Source organism: Pseudomonas sp. MPB23 (assembly GCF_046605395.1).
Lineage (GTDB): Bacteria > Pseudomonadota > Gammaproteobacteria > Pseudomonadales > Pseudomonadaceae > Aquipseudomonas.
The window spans coordinates 3,736,710-3,754,686 of record NZ_CP176771.1 but is presented as its reverse complement, the minus strand read 5'-3'; the positions used below and the strand labels follow the sequence as shown (position 1 = coordinate 3,754,686).

Here is a 17,977-nt window from a genome sequence, read left to right as displayed (position 1 = left end):
TTTCCCCGCCTTCTTATTGTTTTGTGGGTTCGGCGCCGGTTGGCGTAGCAACACGAACACCACCCTGCCCGACCAGAATCAAGTTGCCATTGCCCGCCGCCGTCACCGCCGAGAGTGAAATGCGGTCCGGGCGATTGAACACGCTGAAGCTCTGGCCGTCGTCATGGCTGACCACCACGCTGCCGCCGTTGCCGACCACCACCAGCGAACCGTCTTCGAGCAAGGTCGCGCCCGACAGGCCGAACTCCAGGGCGCCACGGGCGGCCTTCAGTTCGACCTGCTCCCAGGTGCTGCCGAAATCCGTGGAGCGGTAAAGATTGCCGCGCAAGCCATAGGCCAGCAGGGTCTGCGGTTGGGCGGTGCTGATGACACCGAACAGCGAACCCTCGTAGGGGCCTTCGAGTTTTTCCCAGGTCTGGCCGTCGTCGCTGGAGCGGAACATGCTGCCCTGCTCGCCGACGATAAACAGGCCGGCGTCCTTGATGTGGGCGATGGCGTTGAGGTGGAACTGGTCTTCGTTGTCGAGGCGGTCGCTGACGTCTTCCCAGGTAGTGCCGCCGTCGGTGGTTTCGATCAACGCACCATAGGCGCCGACGGCCAGGCCGTGGTTGGCGTCGTTGAACCACAGGTCGAGCAACGGCGCTTCGCGCTTGAGGTCCTGGTATTGCTGGGTCCAGGTCGCGCCGCCATCGGTGCTGGCGAGGATTTGCGCATCGTGGCCCACGGCCCAGCCGTGTTTGTCATCGACGAAGAACACCGCCGTGAGCAACTGGCGGGTGGGGACTTTGGCTTGGGTCCAGGTGCTGCCCTGGTCATCGGAATAGAGGATGTGCCCGCGATCACCGACCGCCACCAGGCGCGAGCCGGCGTGGACCACGTCGATCATCAGGCCTTTGGCGGCCTTGGGGGACTCAATTGCAAACACCGGCGGTGCGGCGGTATCGCTGGCTGCCAGCACGGGAGTCGGCAACGCGACACCTGCCAACAGCGAGAGCGCTGCGGCCAGCAACGCAACCCTGCGTGCGGCGCGTGGGCGGCAAACAACCCAACCCATGACAGGCTCACTCATAGACCTTTCTCCCCATTTATTATTGTTAGGTCGTCTTACCTGCCCGGGCTCTGAAACCTGCAATCTAGAGCGCCTGGAGGAAGCAGGGGCCATCCTATCGGGCTTTGGAATCGTCTGACAATCGGCGCTACGTTATCTTTTGTTAACTGGCGGCTTTTGGCTATGGGCTGAATATAGCTGTATTCGCCAGGCTGATTGCGCAGACCCTAATGAATTTTTATTCCATCTATTGAGTTATGGGAATTTTTATTCCATTAATAGCCTTCCTGAAAACAATAATCCAAAGGACCACGGCGATGCGTGAACTCGGAATCGGCTTGATCGGCACAGGCTTCATGGGCCGCGCCCATGCCTTGGCGTTCAACCATGCCCGCGCGGTATTCGAACTGCCCGTCACCCTCAAGCTGGCCGCACTGGCCGATGCCGACACCGAACGCGCCAGGCACTGCGCCAACGCCTGGGGGTTCGCCCAGGCCCATGGCGACTGGCAGGCGCTGGTCAACGACCCTACGGTCGATGTCGTGGCGATCACCACGCCGAACCACTTGCACTACCCCATGGCCATGGCGGCGATCGCGGCGGGCAAGGCGGTGTATTGCGAAAAGCCCCTGGCGGTCAGCCTGCCGCAGGCCGACGCGATGCGCCGCGCCGCGAGTGCGGCGGGCGTGGTGACGCGGGTCGGCTATAACTACCAGCACAACCCGATGATCGGGTGGGCAAAGCAGATCATCGCCAACGGCGAATTGGGCGAAATCATCAGTTTCCAGGGTGAGTTCAGCGAAGACTTTATGGCCGACCCGGCTTCACCCTGGTCGTGGCGCTGTGAAGTGGAACATGCCGGCGGCGCCCTGGCGGATCTGGGCAGCCATTTGCTGTCGATGGCGCGTTACCTGATGGGCGATGTGGTCAGCGTGTGCGCCGATACGCAGACCGTGCATGCGCAGCGCCCCGCCGTCAAAGGCGGCGACACACTCAAGTCCATTGCCGTGGATGATCAGGTACACGCCCTGCTGCGTTTCGCCAACGGCGCGCGCGGCACGGTGAGCAGTAGTTGGCTCAAGCACGGTTACAAGAACCACCTGAGCTTCGAGATCAGCGGCACCCTGGGCACCTTGGCGTTCGATCAGGAACGCTTGAACGAACTGCGCCTGTGCCGCGCAGGCCAGGACGGCTTCCAGCGCCTGCTGGCGGGCCCCGCCCTGCCCGGCTACGCGGCGTTCAGCCCCGCTGCGGGGCACCAGTTGGGTTACAACGAGTTGAAGACCCTGGAAGTGCAGGAATTGATCATGGCCGTGGCCGGCCAGGGCGCGGACGGCAGCGACTTTGACGCGGCGTGGGAAGTGGAGCGGCTGGCGACGGCGATCCGCGTGGCCGCCCGAGAAGAGCGCTGGGTCAAGCCACAAGACCTCTGACACCCATCCTAAATGGGGCACGGGAGTCATGATTTCAGTGGCAGGGCGTTCATGTTTGATGACGAAGCCTGCCTGCTGGCCGTACGGTCAAGGGGCTCTAGTGGGCAACCACAGTCGAAACCGCGCACCGCCCAACGGTGAGGCCAAGGCGGTCAAAGTGCCGCCTTGGGCTTCCAGGGCGCGCCGACTGATGGCCAGACCGAGGCCGAAGCCGCCGGTGGAACGGTCGCGGCTGCGATCGAGACGGTAGAACGGTTCGAAAATACGTTCGCGCTGGTCCGGCGGAATGCCGATGCCATCGTCGTCCACCCAGATTTCACAGCCTTTGGCGCAGACCTTGACCCCCACCTGAATGCGCTTGTCGCAGTAGCGCGTGGCGTTGCGCAGCAGGTTCTGCAATGCGCGGGCGGTGAGGCGCGGGTCGAGGCTGAAACGCTCCACGGCGCAGTCGAGTGCCACATCGATCACGATCTCGGGGTTTTCCAGTTCGTCGTCCACGCTGCCCAGTACGCTGTCGATAAATTCATCGAGCACCACTTCAACCCGCTCCGGCAGTTGCGCCGGGTTTTGCAGGCGGCTGTAGGAGAGCAATTCGAGCACCAGTTCATCCAGCTCGCGAATATGCGCCACCAGGCTTTGCAAGCGTTCGCGGCTGGCGGCCGGCAGGTCTTCCGAGAGGGCCAGGGCCAGGCCGAAATCCAGGCGCGTGAGCGGCGTGCGCAGTTCGTGGGACACCGCGTTGAGCAGGTCGCGCTGCTGGTTGAGCAGGTGTTCGATATCGTCGGCCATGGTGTCGAACACCGAGGCCAGGCTGCCGATGTTGGAGCTGGGGGGAATCTGCGTACGCGCGCCCAGGTTGCCCTTGCCCAGTTGCACGGCGGTGGTCTTCAGACGCTCCAGGTCACGCCAATGCGGACGCAACCACACCAGAAGACACGCCAGCAGCGCAGCACCGATCAGCACGTTCATCGACCAGTACAGCAGGTTCATGTCCAGCGGATCCGGCGGAATGGTCAACTTGACCACAAACTGTGCGTTGATCGGCGAGCTGATCTGCTCCATCCAGCCCCACTCCCCCAGGTGAATCACCGGTTTGCCCTGCTCCAGCAGCGCCGCCTCTTCGGGGGTGTAACTGGCGTCCTGGCGCAGCAGCAATTGCACTTTCAGCGGCGCAAAGTCGCGTCCCAGTTGCTCGGTCACCTTCGACCAGCGCTCCACCGGCGCCCGTAGGTATTGCTTGACGATCAACGTCTGCATGCCGCGGGACTGCTCGACGTTGTAGTCCAGGTAGCGGTGCTCGAACAGTTGGATCACCAGTTTGGGAATCAGAAAGATCGCCGCGCTGTAAGTCACGATGGTGATCAGGTAGAGGCGCAGCAGCACACGAAACATGGCTCAGCACTCCCACTCGGAACGGCTGAACAGATAGCCCTTGCCCCACACCGTCTTGATCTTGCGCGCCTCACCGGCGTGGTCGTCGAACTTGCGGCGCAGCTTGGAGATAGCCACGTCCACCGAACGGTCGGTGCCGTTGAACTCGATACCGCGCAGGCGTTGCAGGATCTGGTCGCGGCTGAGCACCTCGCCGGCATGGCGGGCGAGCACCACCAGCAGGTTGTATTCGCCGCTGGACAACTCCACCGCCTGCCCGCGCCAGGTCACGGCGCGTTCCGACAGGTCGATGCACAGGTTGCCCATGAGTATCCGGTCGTTGGCCACCTGGGGCTCGGACAAACTGCTGCGGCGCAACAGCGTGCGCACCCGCGCCAGCAGCACACGGGGCTCGCAGGGTTTGGTGACGTAGTCGTCGGCGCCCATTTCCAGGCCCAGCACCTGGTCGTGGCTGTCGTCGCGGGCGGTAAGCATCAGGATCGGCAGCCCCGCCGAGTCGGCGCGCAGCAGGCGGCACACTTGCAGGCCGTCGAGGCCCGGCAGCATCAGGTCGAGGATCACCAGGTCCGGCGGATTGCGGCGCGCACGCTCGCGGACGAGGTCACCGCGGCTGAGCACGCTGACGTGGTAGCCGTTGCGTTCCAGGTAGCTGGCAATCAGCTCGGAAAGGGCGGCGTCGTCTTCCACCAGAAGGATGTTGGGCATGATGTTTCCGAATAATGCGGTTTTGCAGGAGCGTGCAAGGATATACGCCCGCAGCCCGACGCGGGCCGCACCTTACATTTCTTCACAGACGCTCTACACAGCTTTACAGCACCGCGACGCAGGTGACCTTAGGATGCGCCAGTCATTATTGGGATAAGAGCATGTCGAAGAATCTGTTTGCGCCGTTTTGTCTGCTGGCCCTGACGCTGGCCCTGAGTGCGTGTGACAAATCGGCCACCGAGGCGCCGACCATGCCCCCGGCCAAAGTGCGCATCGAAACCCTGGAAGCCAAGCCCCTGTCGATCAGCAGTGAGCTGAGCGGACGCATCGCCGCGCCGCGTATCGCCGAAGTGCGCGCACGGGTCGCCGGGGTGGTGATGCAGCGCGTCTTCAAGGAAGGCCATGACGTGAAACAGGGCGACGTACTGTTTCGCATCGACCCCGCCCCCTTCAAGGCTGACCTCGACAGCGCCCAGGCCAACCTGAGCAAGGCCGAGGCCAATGCCTTCCAGGCTCGCCTGCAAGAACAGCGCTACAGCCAATTGGTGGAAGGCAACGCCATCAGCGGCCAGGACTACGACAATGCCCGCGCAGCCCTGCGCCAGACCAACGCCGAAGTCGCCGCCAACAAGGCCGCCGTCGAGCGCGCCAGGTTGAACCTGGGCTACGCCACCGTGACCGCGCCGATCGCCGGGCGCATCGGCCGCGCGTTGGTGACCGAAGGCGCGCTGGTGGGCCAGAACGAGGCCACGCCCCTGGCGATCATCCAGCAACTGGACCCGATCCACGCCGACCTCACCCAGTCCACCCGCGAGCTGAACGATCTGCGCCGTGCCTTCCGCGCCGGCAGCTTGAAGCAAGTCGGCCAGGACCAGGCCAAGGCCACGCTGATCCAGGACGACGGCAGCCTCTACCCGCTGCCGGGCAAATTGCTGTTCGCCGAGATCAGCGTCGACCCCGGCACCGGGCAGATCATCCTGCGCAGCGAATTCCCCAACCCGGACCTCGACCTGCTGCCCGGCAGCTTTGTGCGGGTGCGCGTGGAGCAAGCGGTCGACCGCCAAGGCATCAGCGTGCCGCAACGCGCCATCACCCGTGACAGCGCCGGTGTCCCCATGGTGTTGCGCCTGGATGCCACACAGACCGTGAACCTGCAACCGGTGGAGCTGGGCGCGGTGATCGGTGATCGCTGGGTGGTCAGCAGCGGCCTCAAGGCCGGCGATCGCATCGTCGTCGAGGGCCTGCAACACGCACGTCCCGGTGAACAAGTGGAAGTGGACGACAGCCCAGCCTCCGGCCCGCTCGTAAAGGAATAACCCGCCATGCCGCAGTTCTTTATTGACCGCCCGATCTTCGCCTGGGTGGTCGCCCTGTTTATCCTGCTCGCCGGCCTGCTGGCGATCCCGCAATTGCCAGTGGCCCAGTACCCCAACGTCGCGCCGCCGAAAGTGGAGATCTACGCGGTGTACCCCGGCGCTTCGGCCCAGACCCTCGACGAGAGCGTGGTCAGCCTGATCGAACAGGAGCTCAACGGCGCCGATCACCTGCTGTATTTCGAATCCCAGAGCAGCCTGGGCTCGGCGACGATTACCGCGACGTTCCAGCCCGGCACCAACCCGGAAATGGCCCAGGTCGATGTGCAAAACCGGCTCAAGGCGGTGGAGCCGCGCTTGCCCCAGGCCGTGACCCAGCAAGGCTTGCAGGTGGAGAAAGTCTCCGCCGGTTTCCTGCTGCTGGTGACCCTGACCTCCAGCGACGGCAAGCTCGACGATGTGGCGCTCAGCGATTACCTGGCGCGCAACGTGATGAACGAACTCAAGCGCCTGGACGGCGTCGGCAAGGCCCAGCTGTATGGGGCCGAACGCGCCATGCGCATCTGGATCGATCCGCAGAAGCTGATCGGTTTCAACCTCACACCGGCCGATGTGAACGCCGCGATCAGCGCGCAGAACGCCCAGGTCTCGGCCGGCAGCATCGGTGATCTGCCGGGGCCCCAGACCCAGGAAATCACCGCCGCGATCCTGGTCAAGGGCCAGTTGTCGACACCGGCGGAGTTCGCCGACATTGTGCTCAAGGCCAACCCGGACGGCTCCACCGTGCGCATCGGCGATGTGGCGCGGGTGGAAATCGGCAGCCAGGAATACCAATTCTCCACGCGTCTGAACGGCAAGCCATCCACCGCCGTCAGCGTGCAATTGTCGCCCGGCGCCAATGCGCTGAACACCGCGACCCTGGTACGGGCGAAGATGGATGAGTTGTCGCGCTACTTCCCGGCCAATGTGGAATACAAGATCCCCTATGACACGTCGCCGTTCGTCAAGGTCTCGATCACCAAGGTGGTCTACACCTTGCTCGAAGCCATGGCGCTGGTGTTTGCGGTGATGTTCCTGTTCCTGCAGAACGTGCGCTATACGCTGATCCCGACCCTGGTGGTGCCGATCGCGCTGATGGGCACCTTTGCCACCCTGCTGTTGCTGGGGTTCTCGATCAACGTGCTGACCATGTTCGGCATGGTGCTGGCCATCGGCATCCTGGTGGACGACGCGATTGTGGTGGTGGAGAACGTCGAGCGCATCATGGTCACCGAAGGCCTGTCGCCCAAGGAAGCGACGCGCAAGGCCATGGGCCAGATCACCGGTGCCATCGTCGGTATCACCCTGGTGCTGGTGGCAGTGTTTCTGCCGATGGCGTTCATGGCCGGCTCGGTGGGGGTGATCTACCAGCAGTTCTCATTGTCGATGGCCACCTCGATTCTGTTCTCGGCGTTCCTGGCCCTGACCTTGACCCCGGCCCTGTGCGCCACCCTGCTCAAGCCGATCGCCAAAGGCGAGCATCATGCCAAGGGCGGGTTCTTCGGCTGGTTCAATAAACGCTTCGAGCAACTCACCGACCGTTACGAAGGCTGGGTCGCCTACGCGCTCAAACGCAGTGGCCGCTTCCTGCTGATCTACCTGGTGCTGCTGGTGGGCCTGGGGCTGTTGTTCAGTCGCCTGCCCTCCTCGTTCCTGCCGGTGGAAGACCAGGGTTACACCATCACCGATATCCAACTGCCACCGGGCGCGAGCAAGAACCGCACGGTGCAGGTCGCCGAGCAGATCGAGGCGCACAACGCGGGCGAACCGGGGGTGGGGGACACGACCATGATCATGGGCTTCAGTTTCTCCGGTTCCGGACAGAACGCAGCGCTGGCGTTTACCACGCTCAAGGACTGGTCGGAGCGCGGCAGCGATGACTCCGCGTCGTCGATTGCCGACCGCGCCAATATGGCCTTCAGCGAGCTCAAGGATGCGATTGCCTATGCGATCCTGCCGCCGCCGGTGGATGGCCTGGGCACCTCCAGCGGTTTCGAGTTCCGCTTGCAGGACCGCGGCGGTGTCGGCCATGCGGCGTTGATGGCTGCACGTACCGAGTTGCTCGACGCCGCCGGAAAAAGCCCGATCCTGGCCAATGTGCGCGAAAGTGCCCTGGCCGAGGCCCCGCAAGTACAGCTGGAAGTGGACCGTAAGCAGGCCAACGCGCTGGGCGTCTCATTTGCCGATGTCGGCAATGTACTGGCTTCGGCCATCGGTTCGGCCTACGTCAACGACTTCCCCAACCAGGGGCGCATGCAGCGCGTGGTGGTGCAGGCCGAAGGTGACCGGCGCAGCCAGGTCGAAGACCTGATGAAGATTCACGTACGCAACAATGCCGGGAAGATGGTGCCGCTGTCGTCGTTCGTGCAGGCCAAATGGACCCAGGGCCCGGCGCAGTTGACCCGTTATAACGGCTACCCGGCGATTGCCATTTCCGGCGAAGCGGCACCGGGGCATAGCACCGGCGAGGCCATGGACGAAATCCAGCGCCTGGTCAGCCAGTTGCCGGCCGGTCTGGGCCAGGAATGGACCGGGCTGTCGTTGCAGGAACGCTTGTCCGGCGCCCAGGCACCGATCCTGCTGGGCCTGTCGCTGCTGATCGTGTTCCTGTGCCTGGCGGCGCTGTATGAAAGCTGGTCGATCCCGACCTCGGTGCTGCTGGTAGTACCGCTGGGCGTGCTCGGCGCGGTACTGGCCGTGACCTTGCGCGGCATGCCCAACGATGTGTTCTTCAAGGTCGGCCTGATCACCATCATCGGCCTGTCGGCGAAAAACGCGATCCTGATCATCGAGTTCGCCAAGGACTTGTACGACCAGGGCGAAGACCTGGTCGATGCGACCCTGAAGGCCGCGCGGTTGAGGTTGCGACCGATCATCATGACCTCGCTGGCGTTCATCCTCGGCGTGGTGCCGTTGGCAATCGCCACCGGCGCCAGTTCGGCGAGCCAGCAGGCGATCGGTACAGGGGTGATCGGCGGGATGATCACCGCGACGCTGGCAGTGGTGTTTGTGCCGGTGTTCTTTGTGGTCGTCATGAAGCTTGTGCGCAAGCGCCAAAAAGCCGAGTGATGCTATGGTGCTCACAACCGTCGTTGTTGTGAGCACCTATGCCCTTCCTTGCCCGTACCCACCCTCGCCTCTCCGCCGCCGCCATCCTCGGCCTCGTCGTGGGCATCCTCGCGCCAGCCGACACGCTCGTCAGCAAAATCCTCATTGGCTGGAACGCTGGAGTTTGGACTTATCTGGTGCTGATGCTGTGGCTGACCAGCCGTGCCAGGGCCGACGACGTAAAGCGCATCGCCGAAGTCGAGGACGAGAACGCCGGGCTTGTGCTGTTCACCGTGTGCATCGCCGCCATCGCGAGCTTGGCCACCATCACCTTTGAACTGGTGGGCAGCAAAGACCTGGCCACCTCCGAACGCCTGCTGCACTACGGGTTTACCGGCCTGACGGTGATCGGTTCATGGTTGCTGATCGGGGTGATTTTCAGCGTGCATTACGCCCGTCTGTATTACACCTGGGACGGCAAGGAACCGGCGCTGCGCTTTGCCGAAGGACTGTTGACGCCCAACTACTGGGACTTCCTGTATTTCTCCTTCACCATCGGCGTGGCGGTGCAAACCTCCGACGTGGGCGTCGCCACGCGGGGCATGCGCAAGGTAGTGCTGGGGCAGTCGTTGATCGGGTTTCTATTCAACACCGCGATCCTGGGTTTCTCGATCAATATCGCCGCCGGCTTGTTCGGTTAGGCTGCACAAACCTTCTAGACGCCCACGCACCGCTGGGCGCTAATGGCCGAACCTATTCAACCTCGGTGTGTTATGACCGCGCACAACTGGATCGACCTGTCCCAGGACGCCGACACCGGCATCGAGACCCTGCGCGCACATTTCCAGGGCCATGCCTACGATCCCCATTGGCATGACAGCTATCTGGTCGGCGTCACCGAGCAAGGCGTGCAGCAATTCAACTGCCGGCGCACCCGCCACAACAGCGTGCCCGGCCAGGTGTTCCTGGTGGAACCCGGCGAGTTGCATGACGGCGATGCGCCCACGGCGGAGGGTTTTACCTACCATATGCTCTACCTCGACCCCCAATGGTTGGCACGGGAAATCAGCGCAGTGTTCGAAGAGGCGCCGGTCCGCCGCCAACTGGGATTTGCCGACCAGAGCCACCTGGGCCGCTGGTTCGTGCGCGCCTACGGCCTGACGCCCGCCGCGTACCGCAAGCGCTGCTCAAATCTTCCAGACAGGTAACGCGCCGGCTTGTGAAGATCGACTCCATCGCTTGGTTTACCGGAGTCACCCACCATGCTGTCGTCCTTGCTGCCCTTCATGCTGTTCGCCTTCGTCGCCTCCATCACCCCCGGCCCCACCAATATCCTGGTGCTGAGCAACAGCGCGCGTTATGGCCTCAAAGCCGCCTTGCCGATCATCCTGGGCGCCTGCGCGGGGGCCGCCGGCCTTGTGTTGCTGGTGGGGTCGGGGTTTGGCCAGTCCCTGGTGCACTGGCCCAAGGTGCAGACCGCAATGCACTGGATCGGCATCGCCTGGTTGAGTTACCTGGCCTGGCAGATCTTCAGCGCCCCCACCCAAGCCCTCGACGTGGCGGTCACCGATAAGCCCCTGGGCCTGATCGGCGCCGCGTGCCTGCAAGTGATCAACCCGAAGACCTGGATGATGGCCCTCGCGGTGGTCAGTGTGTTCGCCGGCAACGGCGCCGAGCACCAGGTGCTGTACCTGCCCCTGGTGTTTTTCCTGATCGCCCTGCCTCGGCGCCTGGGCCGTGCTGGGCGCGGGGTCAGGCCGGGTGTTGCGTTCGCCCAGGGCGATGCGACGCTTCAATCGCTGCATGGCCCTGCTCTTGCTGGGTTCGACCTGGCTGAGTGTACTGATCTGAAGGCATAAAAAAGGGGAAGCCAAAGCTTCCCCCTGTTCAAGTGCGCGAGTGTCTTAGAAGTCGTAACGCACGCCAAAGTTGACACCCCAAGGCTGGTCGATCTTCTTGCCTTTGCTGGTTTCGAAGTCGGCATGCAACTTGACGTTCTTCGACACCGACATCGCCACGCCGACCGCCAGCTCGATGCGCGAGCCCGACAGGTCGTTGTTGAAGCTCTGGTCGTTGATGAACACCTTGTTGCTCTGGTCAAACTCATGTGCCCATGCGGTGCGCAGGTAAGGCTGCAACACCCCACCGTTGTCCAATTGGATGTTCTTGCCGGCGGTCACGCCGAGTTTGCTGACCACGGTGCTGGAGCGATCACCCTTGGCCTTCAAGCCGTTGGACAGCTCATAGCTCTGCGCCTGGGTGATCGTCGCCGACAACTGGCCATATGGCTCGACGAAGTAATCGTTGTCCAGCTTGATGTGGCGACCGAGTTCGGCCGATGCACCGACAGCGTTTTGCGCATAGCTGCCCTTGGCTTTCTTGCCGTCACTCATGTTCACATTGACTTCATTGTGCAAGCGGTTGAGCTTGGCAACGCCGTCGAAATACAGACCGCTCTCATCATCCAGCCAAGTGGCATAGGCACCCAGGTAGTAACTCTTGACCTCACCTTTGCTGCCACGGTTCAGACTCAAGTCCGAGGTGCTGTGGCCCGCCATCACACCGGCCAGCCACTGCCCATCACCGCTGGACAGCGGTGCATCGGCACCGAGGGTGAAGCCTTTCTGGGTTTGCGCATAACCGCTGCCGTTTTTGTTGGCGGCCACCTCATATTTGTTGCCGTAGCTGCGCATCCACAGGCCATTGTCCTGGCCATTGCCGAAGCGCAATTCACCCATGCGGGTGCGCAGGATGGACGACTCGCCATACAACACGGTCGGTGCACTGTTGAACAACGCCAATACCGAATGGGCGCTGGTGCTGGTGCCGCGACGGGTCGGGTCGAGCAACCAGTCGGTGCCGTCCTGCTGCAAGCCGTAGGCATAGGCGCCGATATCCACGGTGTCGCCGACTAGGGAAAAGTGTGCGTCACCGCCTTCGGTGTGCACGACCTTGATCGGCGCACCACTGGCCAGTTCCGAACCCGTCGCGGCAAGCAACAGGCTGTGGTTACCCTCGGCCCGGCCTTCCACGTTGAGGAAGTCGGTCTGGTGGGTGGAGAAGTCCGTGTGCATGACGAACGTGCCGTTGCCGTCCAGGCTCTTCACATCCAACTGATAGAACTCGTCCTCGGCGCCAAAGTGCACCGTGCCGCCGCCCATCTTCAAGGCCTCGACATTGCTGTCGCCCACCAGCACCCAGTGGGACGCGTCGTTCACACTCAACTCGGCGACATTTTTCAGTTGGCCGGTCAGCCAGGAGCCGTTGTTGAGCTGAACCTTGGCGGTGCTGCCGTCTTCGACCACCACGTCGCCGACCAGGAAGCTGCGGTCAACATTCATATTGGCGGTGGAGTTGCCGGTGACTTCGAGAATGTTGCCGTTGCCGCCGGTAAGGGTCGAGCCATTGAGTACATGGATATCCGCATTGGTGCCAGCGGTGGCTCCCCCACTGACGAGCAATGCCGCACCGTTACGGCCTTCGACACTTGAGCTGTCCAGCACCAGGCTGCTTGAATTCAGGTCAGCGGACTCTTGTTGCAATCTCACGCCATTCTCGCCACCGATAATACGGCTGCCGATCGCCGTGGCGTCAGCCCCCAGCAGCCGGATGCCAATACCGGTTTCATTCGTCGCAATGACGTCCGAGTCGATGAAATTCAACTGGCTGAACGCCGAAGCGATAGCGCCTGTGGTCGAGCCCGTGATGGTGCTGCCGAAGACGTTCACGGTCGAGCCGTCCGACGTCAGGAAATTACGACCCGCACTGATGCCCTGGCCATTCGCATTGGTGACGGTACTGTTGATGATGTCCGCGTCGCTGCTGGTTAAATGAATCGCGTACGCAGAAGAACTACGCGCATCGACTGTGGCGCCGTTGAGGGTGATTTTCGAGCCGGCGGAAGCCTGAATGTCTTGCGCGGTGGTCCCTTCATTGAGGGTCAGCCACGAACCGACGACTTGGGACTGAAGCAGGTTTGCCCCATTGGAGATCAAATGGGAACCTTCGTTGAGGTACCAGTTGTCCGTGAAATAACCAGGGGCAATGACGCGCTCCTCACCTGGTGACAACTCCAGGCGAGCTTCGGCAACAGAAGCGCCCAGCATGAAAAAGCCAAGGGCCGGCGCCTGGATCGCCAGTGCCAATGGGTGTTTTTTGAAAAAAGCGTTGATCGTCATTTTGCGTGCATACCCGTAAAGAACCTTCCCATAGGGAACGAATTGACCGGCACCAAGCGTGGTAGGAGCAGGCCTTGAAGGGCCGCAGAGTAGAGAGAGGGGGAGAAGTAATATGTAGGACTTATCGGAAGTGCGACGTAGAAAGATAACCGGAGGAAATCGGACGCTTGAAGAAGAGCAGCGTCTGCTCTTCTTCAAGCGGTACAGCGCTAAGGAAAGGCGGTTCCGTCGCAATAGACGGGCGTTGACCCAGACAGATAGGTCCTGACCCTTGCATGCGTCTCGGCGGACTCGATAGGTGTAGGCCCCAGAACAGGCACCGAATACCTGATACGCGCGGAGCCGGCAGACAGCGAAGCCTCGTTGATAGGTCTGACGTAGGTATTACCCGGCGTGACTCGCACTTTGAAACCCGCAACCACTTCTGTAGGCGTCAGTGGCGTGTGCGCGAAGCTGCCCGATGCCGCAATGAGGGGCACCGTGCCGGCGTCGTCGCTGAAGGCCTCCCAGATCACGGTGATCACCATTCCGACTGTAAACAGCGAATGGGGCGGTACCGAAATCACCAGGTCGCGATTCGGCAAGGGGAGCGCAGAACAACCGATGACGACAACGCCAGCCGGCGTTGTGACTGCGCCGTCCACTGTGGGCGGGTCAAATGAGATGACATTTGCCGACACGTCAATCCCTTGTGTCGGTGAGACGTTGCGGTTATTGGTGCCCGCCGTCACGACCTCGTAGTGCAGCGGAATATTCGTGCCATTGCCATGTTTGCTGATGTATGGCCAGGGGATCATTAAATCGATCACGCCACTGGGCGGCAGTGCGGTGTTATCAACCAACACACTGGCAACTACCTCGCCTGCGTAATACAGAACAATGGTAAACGCCCGGACTGAAGGCAGGGGTGCAGCGGTCCACAACGGGATGACAACAGGAATGTCCATGGGCGCATCACGCGGGTCCAGTTGATTCGTCAGACCAGACCCCGGCCCGGTCAGCACTGGCAGTGGCAAGTTGGGATTGACCAAGTCGGGATAATCGGGATTATCCGGCCCTGCCTTGAACAGATCCAACTCAATCGTGGCTTCATTGGCGGTCGGCAACCAATAAAACATGCCGCCACGCTCAACCCCATAACTGACCACCATCGCAATGGGGCCAACGCTGGTGTTGTACAGCTCCCTCAGCGTCGCAGCAGACACCTGGAAGTAAAACGGCAGGCTTCCCGACCCCAGCGCAACCGGACCGACTTGGCGATTGCCGTGGAGCGTCGTCAGCCTCACGTACAAATTGTCCTGAAGACGATCCTCATCGTAATCGGGGATGATGACATCCATGCCAGCGGCGGCGGCGACATCAGCCAGATCAATCAGGCGGTCGCCCGCCCCCGCAAGCGTCAGTGCGTATCTGACACCCGGTGTTTGCAATACCGGGGCGGGTCGAATGGAGATGGTCACGGGCAACCCGAGCGAGGTGGTACTGACGTTTCCAGAGACATCCCTGAGTCGGTAGTACAGTGATTTTGCCCCCTCCCAAAGCGACGCCTGCGCAATCGTCAGTATCACCACCTCATCCGGGAATACCTCACCTTGGGCGACAACGGCTCCATTAGGGCCGTCGAGCAGCTCCCAGGTGTCGCCCGGTTGAGCGTCATAAGCGTCGTAATCCGGAATCGGAAATCTCGCCTCGTTGCCATTAGCGGCAAAGTAGTCGGCATCCAACGGCCCGGAATGCCCGGCAGGCATCATCAAGGGGCGTGGCGATATTCCAGCGGTGCCATAGGGCGCCAGTCGATCGACAATAAAGGTGACCGCTGCAGAACCTGCGATGTTAGTGCCAAAGGTGTTGGTGACTTTATAACTGTAGGTGTGCGTTCCCTGAGTCAACCATATGAGCGGGATTCTGGCCACATAGGGACCTGGAACGCTATGTACCGTGGTGCCGATATAGCCGGTTTGAAAGTCGCCAACATCATCAATGTGATCGTCTTTTAAATCGCCGGGCTCCGGTGGTGGTTCCGGTGGAGGCAACCACCCTGGCAAGTCAAGTAATAGATCCTGATCAACAGCAGCCCGTGTCAGCAAACCTGGATAAAGTGCGTTATTGACATACCCTCGAGGTACGGCTGGGGGCAGCGTGACGGGAACGGCAACAATAGTATTTTTATTTCGTTCATTGGCGAACGGGCCTAATTTCTTTTTCATATCTGATCACTCACCATAGTTAAAGCACACTATTATCGAAACTCCCCAGCACGAGGAGACCCTATTTAATACGCGCCATACAGCGAACGCCTGACACATTGAATCAGCAGGCAATACAGGCCCTAGAACATCCAACCACCACCCGTCAGAGTGTTAAATGAATTCCCCCACGTATTATTATTTACGCAACCCTCAAGTTTGCGTGTCGTCCAACGCCACTGTATCCAGCCATTGCGTATCCGTGCCGTCGCAAAACCCGGGATCTCCGGGTTGGCAGATGTGACCGGACCCAGCGAACTTACGATCTATCCGCACCCGTCCGCGCACGCCCTCGACTGACTTGCCGCGCAATGCACCTTCTCGATACACAAAATACTTGGCTGTCGCAGACGCATAGTCACGCATGGGCTCAACTTTGGTATCCCAAGGCAATACCACCACCAGAACTCCATCGTTCAAGTGCTCGGGGGTAATAAAAACATGGGCTTCGAAGTCGGTTCCACTGATGGGGTCCGACCAATTATTGCTTCTGAAACCTTGCCAGTAAAAAGCAACTTCATCATTGAGTTGTATACGTGGATCAGGGGGGATATGCCACCGTACGCCATGACAGATAGCGGGCTGAGAATCACAACTCAGGTAATTCGCGCCACCATGCAACGTGTGTTGAATTTCCGGATCGGGAAACTCAATTAATGGCTCGATATGAACATTGACCAATGTAGCTGGTGACTGTTGCTCATTGATGCCGTTACTGGTGGTGTAATAGACCGGTAGTTGCGGGTGATTCCCCTCGTCGACAATAACGGTACCGGAGACATCGGGAACGAACTCGACCAACTGATCGAATACATCGCCGGCCTGGACAGTGTAATGGGCGACCGGTCCCCGGCTCCCCCAATACAGTGCGAGCACTTCTCCCGGTTGTGGATCGACATAGAGTCGAACCCAGACACTGGCGCCCACGATTCGGTCCTGCAGATCCAATTCGTTCAACATCCCCGAGCCATTGCCGAATACCTGTACCCGCGAAAGGGTCGAGTTGAGCAATGCCGGGGCATTGGAATGGTCCTGGCCTGCAATCGTAAAGTCTGCCCAGAAAAAGCGAACGGGCGATGGAATAGGTGGCCGGCCCGTTCGATGGACTTCGTAGCGCACAGGCACCAACTCACGTACCAGCGGACCGGGTATGCGCAGAATGTCCCATGGAATCGGAACGGTGATCGGAAACCCGGAGATCGGAACCGCCGGTAGCACCGATCGACCCTCCCAAATCACTAACACACTGTCGCCGGGGGCATAGCCGTCGTACATCGTCGGTATCACCACCGCGATACCCGAGCGCGCATCGTCGCGCTTGAGCAGCAGATCGTTGTAAGCCGGTGGCCGGATCTCAGGCGGTGGAAGGTCGCTGGGGGAAGCCGTCAGGTTGACCGTAAAATCCGTAGAGGCACTCAGCGGGCTGTAGTTTCCCGCCCGATCATACACACGCACCGTCAGGTAGGCCGTGCCATTGGGCAGCACGCGGAACAAATCGCGATGAACCCTGAGGATCAACGGTTCATCGGTAAAATTGAAGGTCTGGATGTAGCTATGTATCAACGGAAAAGGCGGCGTCTCATCCGACAAATACAGGGCTCCCTGGTCGCCCGCCGCACGAACGAAAAAGTCGGGCACGCGAACTTCAATAAATTCATTGGCGTCAAGAACGGCTTCGGTAATCCCGGATAAGGCAATCGACGGATCAACAAACTGCGGGGCGTCGGAAGGTAGCAGGAACGCCGGAGGGTTACGATCCAGCTTCAGCAGCCTGTGGGGCGAATCCACATCTGGGCTGCCGTCCTCTTTGAGCCGATACCGCAGCTCGATGACTGCCTCAAAATCCAGCATGAAATAGGTCGGTACAAACAGTGAGTAGGGAAAAGTTGCAGCGGCAAAGGACGCTTCGTCAAAGACCACCGAGTCGGCGACCACGTCAATACCGCCCACTCTCCAAATCACTTCGAGTGTATTGGTACGCCCCAACGACGGTCCCGGCGCCCATTTTTTGATACGGCACTCCAGCGGCATCTCACTGTAGGGACGGACGATCAGCCCTTCGGGGTCGGAGACGGGAACACCGACTATTTCTTCAAACGGTTCCAACATCAGCACACCACGACGCTGTTGGCGAGTGCTCGAAGATGATCTCTGACGGATCGTTGCCATGATGCAGGCTCCTCATGAAAGGCATACGTCGTTGGTTACGATTAGGCACCTGATTGGTGGGAGCGACTACTGTCAGAGTTGACAGGTCTGCACCACCGCTCGTCGCTTTCCAACGTGAATGCCCTACACACGCCTTGGCGAAAGCAGGGCGGGAGGAATACCAGGGATATTGAGTTTCTTCTGACGGCAGCGACGGTGTTGTTTATCTTCAGCGTGATCAGCGCAGCCGTGGCTCTTTGCTGGCCGAAAGCGCCCAGGTTATAGAACCCAGCACTTGAAGCTGAAAAACCAGGGGAGATTGAGTCAACGTTCACCGCTATTGATCTGAACCACCGTTGTGCATCTTTTGGGGAGCACTTCAAGCCTGCAGCCTGAAGCCTCCCCCACACGGTTTGCCCGCGTGTCA

Annotated in this window: 11 protein-coding genes and 1 pseudogene; 6 read left to right on the top strand and 6 right to left on the bottom strand. The window is 60.9% G+C overall.

The genetic code is table 11. The features are described 5' to 3' along the window. Positions 1-13: 13 nt before the first annotated feature. Positions 14-1,054 carry a WD40/YVTN/BNR-like repeat-containing protein gene (locus tag ACLH0J_RS17165; protein WP_411392846.1) on the bottom strand — a complete coding sequence of 347 codons (1,041 nt, stop codon included), beginning with the start codon at positions 1,052-1,054 and terminating at the stop codon, positions 14-16. A gap of 311 nt (positions 1,055-1,365) precedes the next feature. On the opposite strand from ACLH0J_RS17165, the gene ACLH0J_RS17160 reads away from it, so the two are divergent. Further along, a complete protein-coding gene (locus ACLH0J_RS17160) occupies positions 1,366-2,481 on the top strand; it encodes a Gfo/Idh/MocA family protein (RefSeq protein ID WP_411388253.1) in 1,116 nt (371 codons plus the stop codon). An 87-nt stretch (positions 2,482-2,568) separates the two neighbouring features. Here ACLH0J_RS17160 and ACLH0J_RS17155 read toward each other — a convergent pair whose 3' ends face one another. Beyond that, complete coding sequence (locus tag ACLH0J_RS17155) at positions 2,569-3,873, bottom strand: ATP-binding protein (protein WP_411388252.1); 1,305 nt, start codon at positions 3,871-3,873, stop codon at positions 2,569-2,571. 3 nt (positions 3,874-3,876) lie between these two features. After that, on the bottom strand, positions 3,877-4,578 hold the full coding sequence (locus ACLH0J_RS17150; RefSeq protein ID WP_411388251.1) for a response regulator: 702 nt from the start codon (positions 4,576-4,578) through the stop codon (positions 3,877-3,879). A 161-nt stretch (positions 4,579-4,739) separates the two neighbouring features. On the opposite strand from ACLH0J_RS17150, the gene ACLH0J_RS17145 reads away from it, so the two are divergent. The 5 genes and pseudogenes from ACLH0J_RS17145 (at position 4,740) to ACLH0J_RS17125 (ending at position 10,829) form a co-directional block, all read left to right on the top strand. Then, positions 4,740-5,894 (top strand): efflux RND transporter periplasmic adaptor subunit, encoded by a 1,155-nt coding sequence (locus tag ACLH0J_RS17145; RefSeq protein ID WP_411388250.1) that lies wholly within the window; start codon positions 4,740-4,742, stop codon positions 5,892-5,894. Positions 5,895-5,900: 6 nt separating this feature from the next. Next, on the top strand, positions 5,901-8,999 hold the full coding sequence (locus tag ACLH0J_RS17140; protein WP_411388249.1) for a multidrug efflux RND transporter permease subunit: 3,099 nt from the start codon (positions 5,901-5,903) through the stop codon (positions 8,997-8,999). 38 nt (positions 9,000-9,037) lie between these two features. Further along, positions 9,038-9,679 (top strand): DUF1345 domain-containing protein, encoded by a 642-nt coding sequence (locus tag ACLH0J_RS17135; RefSeq protein WP_411388248.1) that lies wholly within the window; start codon positions 9,038-9,040, stop codon positions 9,677-9,679. Positions 9,680-9,751: 72 nt separating this feature from the next. Next, on the top strand, positions 9,752-10,186 hold the full coding sequence (locus tag ACLH0J_RS17130; RefSeq protein WP_411388247.1) for an AraC family transcriptional regulator: 435 nt from the start codon (positions 9,752-9,754) through the stop codon (positions 10,184-10,186). 54 nt (positions 10,187-10,240) lie between these two features. Beyond that, a pseudogene (locus ACLH0J_RS17125) lies at positions 10,241-10,829 on the top strand (LysE family translocator). A gap of 53 nt (positions 10,830-10,882) precedes the next feature. On the opposite strand, the gene ACLH0J_RS17120 reads toward ACLH0J_RS17125, so the two are convergent. From ACLH0J_RS17120 to ACLH0J_RS17110, 3 genes are all read right to left on the bottom strand, one after another. After that, positions 10,883-13,156 carry an autotransporter outer membrane beta-barrel domain-containing protein gene (locus ACLH0J_RS17120; RefSeq protein ID WP_411388246.1) on the bottom strand — a complete coding sequence of 758 codons (2,274 nt, stop codon included), beginning with the start codon at positions 13,154-13,156 and terminating at the stop codon, positions 10,883-10,885. Between the two features lie 209 nt (positions 13,157-13,365). After that, the gene (locus tag ACLH0J_RS17115) at positions 13,366-15,363 is read right to left on the bottom strand and encodes a hypothetical protein (RefSeq protein ID WP_411388245.1); all 1,998 of its coding nucleotides are present in this window, start codon (positions 15,361-15,363) and stop codon (positions 13,366-13,368) included. Between the two features lie 192 nt (positions 15,364-15,555). After that, positions 15,556-17,571 carry a hypothetical protein gene (locus ACLH0J_RS17110; RefSeq protein ID WP_411388244.1) on the bottom strand — a complete coding sequence of 672 codons (2,016 nt, stop codon included), beginning with the start codon at positions 17,569-17,571 and terminating at the stop codon, positions 15,556-15,558. Between the last annotated feature and the right edge of the window lie 406 nt (positions 17,572-17,977).

What these genes read in the sequence shown, in the direction of transcription:
- ACLH0J_RS17165 (WP_411392846.1), bottom strand. Translation starts at nt 1,054, where the DNA reads ATGGGTTGGGTTGTTTGCCGCCCACGCGCCGCACGCAGGGTTGCGTTG.
- ACLH0J_RS17160 (WP_411388253.1), top strand. Translation starts at nt 1,366, where the DNA reads ATGCGTGAACTCGGAATCGGCTTGATCGGCACAGGCTTCATGGGCCGC.
- ACLH0J_RS17155 (WP_411388252.1), bottom strand. Translation starts at nt 3,873, where the DNA reads ATGTTTCGTGTGCTGCTGCGCCTCTACCTGATCACCATCGTGACTTAC.
- ACLH0J_RS17150 (WP_411388251.1), bottom strand. Translation starts at nt 4,578, where the DNA reads ATGCCCAACATCCTTCTGGTGGAAGACGACGCCGCCCTTTCCGAGCTG.
- ACLH0J_RS17145 (WP_411388250.1), top strand. Translation starts at nt 4,740, where the DNA reads ATGTCGAAGAATCTGTTTGCGCCGTTTTGTCTGCTGGCCCTGACGCTG.
- ACLH0J_RS17140 (WP_411388249.1), top strand. Translation starts at nt 5,901, where the DNA reads ATGCCGCAGTTCTTTATTGACCGCCCGATCTTCGCCTGGGTGGTCGCC.
- ACLH0J_RS17135 (WP_411388248.1), top strand. Translation starts at nt 9,038, where the DNA reads ATGCCCTTCCTTGCCCGTACCCACCCTCGCCTCTCCGCCGCCGCCATC.
- ACLH0J_RS17130 (WP_411388247.1), top strand. Translation starts at nt 9,752, where the DNA reads ATGACCGCGCACAACTGGATCGACCTGTCCCAGGACGCCGACACCGGC.
- ACLH0J_RS17120 (WP_411388246.1), bottom strand. Translation starts at nt 13,156, where the DNA reads ATGACGATCAACGCTTTTTTCAAAAAACACCCATTGGCACTGGCGATC.
- ACLH0J_RS17115 (WP_411388245.1), bottom strand. Translation starts at nt 15,363, where the DNA reads ATGAAAAAGAAATTAGGCCCGTTCGCCAATGAACGAAATAAAAATACT.
- ACLH0J_RS17110 (WP_411388244.1), bottom strand. Translation starts at nt 17,571, where the DNA reads ATGGCAACGATCCGTCAGAGATCATCTTCGAGCACTCGCCAACAGCGT.